This is a genomic window from Acinetobacter sp. V104_13 (assembly GCF_031798995.1).
GTDB lineage: Bacteria > Pseudomonadota > Gammaproteobacteria > Pseudomonadales > Moraxellaceae > Acinetobacter > Acinetobacter pittii.
Map to the genome: position 1 here is coordinate 1 of NZ_JAVQNP010000005.1, position 5,548 is coordinate 5,548.

The window sequence follows — 5,548 nt, forward strand, 5'->3', positions numbered from 1 at the left end:
TTAGAATGGGGGTGTTTAGAATAATGAGCTGGCGATGACTTACTCTCACATGGGTAACCCCACACTACCATCAGCGCTAAGAGGTTTCACTTCTGAGTTCGGGAAGGGATCAGGTGGTTCACTCTTGCTATGGTCGCCAGCACAACTGGTATGGATACTTGCTTCGTTTTATTCACTGTGTGATACGTTGCGTTTTCCAAATCTTTACAGATGGGCTGATTGGTCTGATTTTTCGTTGTTCATTTTAGCTAGTAGTATAACCAAATCAAGTTGCTTTGCATATTTATGAATCGATTGATGCTTCATATACAACTGCTTGGGTGTTGTATAGTCAAGCCTCACGAGCAATTAGTATTGGTCAGCTTCACATATCACTATGCTTCCACATCCAACCTATCAACGTCCTAGTCTCGAACGGCTCTTTAGAGGAATAAATTCCTAGGGAAATCTTATCTTGAGGTAGGCTTCCCGCTTAGATGCTTTCAGCGGTTATCCCTTCCGAACATAGCTACCCGGCGATGCGACTGGCGTCACAACCGGTACACCAGAGGTTCGTCCACTCTGGTCCTCTCGTACTAGGAGCAGATCCTCTCAAATTTCCAGCGCCCACGGTAGATAGGGACCGAACTGTCTCACGACGTTCTAAACCCAGCTCGCGTACCTCTTTAAATGGCGAACAGCCATACCCTTGGGACCTGCTTCAGCCCCAGGATGAGATGAGCCGACATCGAGGTGCCAAACACCGCCGTCGATATGAACTCTTGGGCGGTATCAGCCTGTTATCCCCAGAGTACCTTTTATCCGTTGAGCGATGGCCCTTCCATACAGAACCACCGGATCACTAAGACCTACTTTCGTACCTGCTCGACTTGTGGGTCTCGCAGTTAAGCGCGCTTTTGCCTTTATACTCTACGCGTGATTTCCGACCACGCTGAGCGCACCTTCGTACTCCTCCGTTACTCTTTAGGAGGAGACCGCCCCAGTCAAACTACCCACCAGACACGGTCCTCGTCCCGGATAACGGGACAGAGTTAGAACCTCAACATTACCAGGGTGGTATTTCAAGGACGGCTCCATTGGAACTAGCGTTCCAACTTCAAAGCCTCCCACCTATCCTACACAAGTAAGGTCAAAGTTCAGTGTCAAGCTGCAGTAAAGGTTCACGGGGTCTTTCCGTCTAGCCGCGGGTACACTGCATCTTCACAGCGATTTCGATTTCACTGAGCCTCTGCTGGAGACAGCGCCGCCATCATTATGCCATTCGTGCAGGTCGGAACTTACCCGACAAGGAATTTCGCTACCTTAGGACCGTTATAGTTACGGCCGCCGTTTACTGGGGCTTCGATCAAGAGCTTCGCTTACGCTAACCCCATCAATTAACCTTCCAGCACCGGGCAGGCATCACACCCTATACGTCCACTTTCGTGTTTGCAGAGTGCTATGTTTTTAATAAACAGTTGCAGCGGCCTGGTTTCTGCGGCTGTCGTCAGCTCAGGAAGCAAGTTCCATCACCAACAACAGCGTACCTTCTCCCGAAGTTACGGTACCATTTTGCCTAGTTCCTTCAGCAGAGTTCTCTCAAGCGCCTTGGTCTACTCGACCTGACCACCTGTGTCGGTTTCGGGTACGATTCCTGTGTAACTGAAGCTTAGAGACTTTTCCTGGAAGCATGGTATCAGCCACTTCACTGTACAAGTACAGCTTGCTATCGGATCTCAGTATAGAGTACCCCGGATTTGCCTAAGATACATACCTACATCCTTCCACCTGGACAACCAACGCCAGGCTGACTTAACCTTCTCCGTCCTCTCATCGCATTACACAGAAGTATTGGAATATTAACCAATTTCCCATCGACTACGCCTTTCGGCCTCGCCTTAGGGGTCGACTCACCCAGCCCCGATTAACGTTGGACTGGAACCCTTGGTCTTTCGGCGAACGGGTTTTTCACCCGTTTTGTCGTTACTCACGTCAGCATTCGCACTTCTGATACCTCCAGCATACTTCTCAATACACCTTCATCGGCTTACAGAACGCTCCCCTACCACTTGACTAATGTCAAATCCGCAGCTTCGGCACATAGTTTTAGCCCCGTTACATCTTCCGCGCAGGCCGACTCGACTAGTGAGCTATTACGCTTTCTTTAAAGGGTGGCTGCTTCTAAGCCAACCTCCTAGCTGTCTATGCCTTCCCACATCGTTTCCCACTTAACTATGATTTTGGGGCCTTAGCTGGCGGTCTGGATTGTTTTCCTCTTGACTACGGACGTTAGCACCCGCAGTCTGTCTCCCGGATAGTACTCATAGGTATTCGGAGTTTGCATCGGTTTGGTAAGTCGGGATGACCCCCTAGCCGAAACAGTGCTCTACCCCCTATGGTATTCGTCCGAGGCGCTACCTAAATAGCTTTCGGGGAGAACCAGCTATCACCAGGCTTGATTAGCCTTTCACCCCTATCCACAAGTCATCCCCTGGCTTTTCAACGACAGTGGGTTCGGTCCTCCAGTTAGTGTTACCCAACCTTCAACCTGCTCATGGATAGATCGCCTGGTTTCGGGTCTATACCCAGCAACTAAACGCCCTATTAAGACTCGATTTCTCTACGGCTCCCCTATACGGTTAACCTCGCTACTGAATATAAGTCGCTGACCCATTATACAAAAGGTACGCAGTCACACCACGAAGGTGCTCCCACTGCTTGTATGCATGCGGTTTCAGGATCTATTTCACTCCCCTCACAGGGGTTCTTTTCGCCTTTCCCTCACGGTACTGGTTCACTATCGGTCAGTCAGGAGTATTTAGCCTTGGAGGATGGTCCCCCCATATTCAGACAAGGTTTCACGTGCCTCGCCCTACTCGTCATCATTATGTGTGCCCTTTCGTGTACGGGAATATCACCCTCTACGTTCGCACTTCCCAGAGCGTTCCACTAAAACACACATAACTTAATGGGCTGATCCCCGTTCGCTCGCCGCTACTGAGGGAATCTCAATTGATTTCTTTTCCTAAGGGTACTGAGATGTTTCACTTCCCCTCGTTCGCCTTGCAACACTATGTATTCATGTTGCAATACCTACCTTAAAGTAGGTGGGTTCCCCCATTCAGAAATCTCCGGATCAAAGGATATTTGCCGCCTCCCCGGAGCTTTTCGCAGGCTATCACGTCTTTCATCGCCTCTGACTGCCAAGGCATCCACCACATGCACTTAATTACTTGACTATACAACCCCAAACAGTCGTCAACACCTACAAGTGAGTGTTGTCCGTGCGATTCTTCATCGCTACTATCTGTTGTCTGTGTACTTAAACACTGTACAGCTTCAATCTAAATTCATATACCAAAACGCTTGATTCAGTTAATTTGCTAGTTCTCAATTCATCTAGATTAATTACTTAATCTAAACTCTTGAGTGAACAATTTATTTCAGACTCAATTTTGCCAATCTGTTAATGAATAAACACGCCTTCGTCAGGTCATGCTTAATACCGTGATACTTAAATCACAGAAGTTAATAAACCAAGATCTAAATCTCTATTTACTAATTTCTGTAATCCGAACTTCTCTTAAGTTCTGGTGGAGACTAGGAGAGTCGAACTCCTGACCTCCTGCGTGCAAAGCAGGCGCTCTACCAACTAAGCTAAGTCCCCAGCTTACATCATCAGTCATGTATCTTTTATCTATAACTTCAACCAGTCAAAGTCATGGTGGGTCTGACAAGACTTGAACTTGTGACCCCACGCTTATCAAGCGTGTGCTCTAACCAACTGAGCTACAGACCCTCAGATACATCTATGAAGAACAACTTGTTGTGGATTCTTACCAATCGTCAATCTTTCGTTAAGGAGGTGATCCAGCCGCAGGTTCCCCTACGGCTACCTTGTTACGACTTCACCCCAGTCATCGGCCACACCGTGGTAACCGCCCTCTTTGCAGTTAGGCTAGCTACTTCTGGTGCAACAAACTCCCATGGTGTGACGGGCGGTGTGTACAAGGCCCGGGAACGTATTCACCGCGGCATTCTGATCCGCGATTACTAGCGATTCCGACTTCATGGAGTCGAGTTGCAGACTCCAATCCGGACTACGATCGGCTTTTTGAGATTAGCATCCTATCGCTAGGTAGCAACCCTTTGTACCGACCATTGTAGCACGTGTGTAGCCCTGGCCGTAAGGGCCATGATGACTTGACGTCGTCCCCGCCTTCCTCCAGTTTGTCACTGGCAGTATCCTTAAAGTTCCCGACATTACTCGCTGGCAAATAAGGAAAAGGGTTGCGCTCGTTGCGGGACTTAACCCAACATCTCACGACACGAGCTGACGACAGCCATGCAGCACCTGTATGTAAGTTCCCGAAGGCACCAATCCATCTCTGGAAAGTTCTTACTATGTCAAGGCCAGGTAAGGTTCTTCGCGTTGCATCGAATTAAACCACATGCTCCACCGCTTGTGCGGGCCCCCGTCAATTCATTTGAGTTTTAGTCTTGCGACCGTACTCCCCAGGCGGTCTACTTATCGCGTTAGCTGCGCCACTAAAGCCTCAAAGGCCCCAACGGCTAGTAGACATCGTTTACGGCATGGACTACCAGGGTATCTAATCCTGTTTGCTCCCCATGCTTTCGCACCTCAGCGTCAGTGTTAGGCCAGATGGCTGCCTTCGCCATCGGTATTCCTCCAGATCTCTACGCATTTCACCGCTACACCTGGAATTCTACCATCCTCTCCCACACTCTAGCTAACCAGTATCGAATGCAATTCCCAAGTTAAGCTCGGGGATTTCACATTTGACTTAATTAGCCGCCTACGCGCGCTTTACGCCCAGTAAATCCGATTAACGCTTGCACCCTCTGTATTACCGCGGCTGCTGGCACAGAGTTAGCCGGTGCTTATTCTGCGAGTAACGTCCACTATCTCTAGGTATTAACTAAAGTAGCCTCCTCCTCGCTTAAAGTGCTTTACAACCATAAGGCCTTCTTCACACACGCGGCATGGCTGGATCAGGCTTGCGCCCATTGTCCAATATTCCCCACTGCTGCCTCCCGTAGGAGTCTGGGCCGTGTCTCAGTCCCAGTGTGGCGGATCATCCTCTCAGACCCGCTACAGATCGTCGCCTTGGTAGGCCTTTACCCCACCAACTAGCTAATCCGACTTAGGCTCATCTATTAGCGCAAGGTCCGAAGATCCCCTGCTTTCTCCCGTAGGACGTATGCGGTATTAGCATTCCTTTCGAAATGTTGTCCCCCACTAATAGGCAGATTCCTAAGCATTACTCACCCGTCCGCCGCTAAGATCAGTAGCAAGCTACCTCTCTCCGCTCGACTTGCATGTGTTAAGCCTGCCGCCAGCGTTCAATCTGAGCCATGATCAAACTCTTCAGTTAAAATCATTTTGCACCTTATTAAAGACAAGGTGCCAATTCTGGCTCATCAATTACTGACTTAAATTTCGCTCAAATAAACTTCGAGTAATTTAAACCAATTAATCAATGAAAATTATTTCGATTAATCAATCAGTAAAAATCCACACAAGTTGTTCTTCAATTCTCTTAATGAT

At 48.7% G+C, this 5,548-nt stretch carries 2 tRNA genes and 3 rRNA genes; all 5 read right to left on the reverse strand.

Annotation, left to right across the window (positions count from 1 at the left end):
* Nucleotides 1–26 precede the first annotated feature (26 nt).
* The 5 genes from rrf to RMB06_RS00490 all read right to left on the reverse strand — a co-directional run bounded on the left by rrf (nucleotide 27) and on the right by RMB06_RS00490 (nucleotide 5,375).
* Nucleotides 27–141, reverse strand: a 5S ribosomal RNA gene (rrf, locus tag RMB06_RS00470).
* Between the two features lie 186 nt (nucleotides 142–327).
* A 23S ribosomal RNA gene (locus RMB06_RS00475) occupies nucleotides 328–3,218 on the reverse strand.
* A gap of 352 nt (nucleotides 3,219–3,570) precedes the next feature.
* A tRNA-Ala gene (locus RMB06_RS00480) sits at nucleotides 3,571–3,646 on the reverse strand.
* Nucleotides 3,647–3,701: 55 nt separating this feature from the next.
* Nucleotides 3,702–3,778: transfer RNA gene (locus tag RMB06_RS00485), tRNA-Ile, on the reverse strand.
* 59 nt (nucleotides 3,779–3,837) lie between these two features.
* Nucleotides 3,838–5,375, reverse strand: a 16S ribosomal RNA gene (locus tag RMB06_RS00490).
* Together the 16S, 23S and 5S rRNA genes with 2 tRNA genes alongside form the textbook arrangement of a ribosomal RNA operon.
* Between the last annotated feature and the right edge of the window lie 173 nt (nucleotides 5,376–5,548).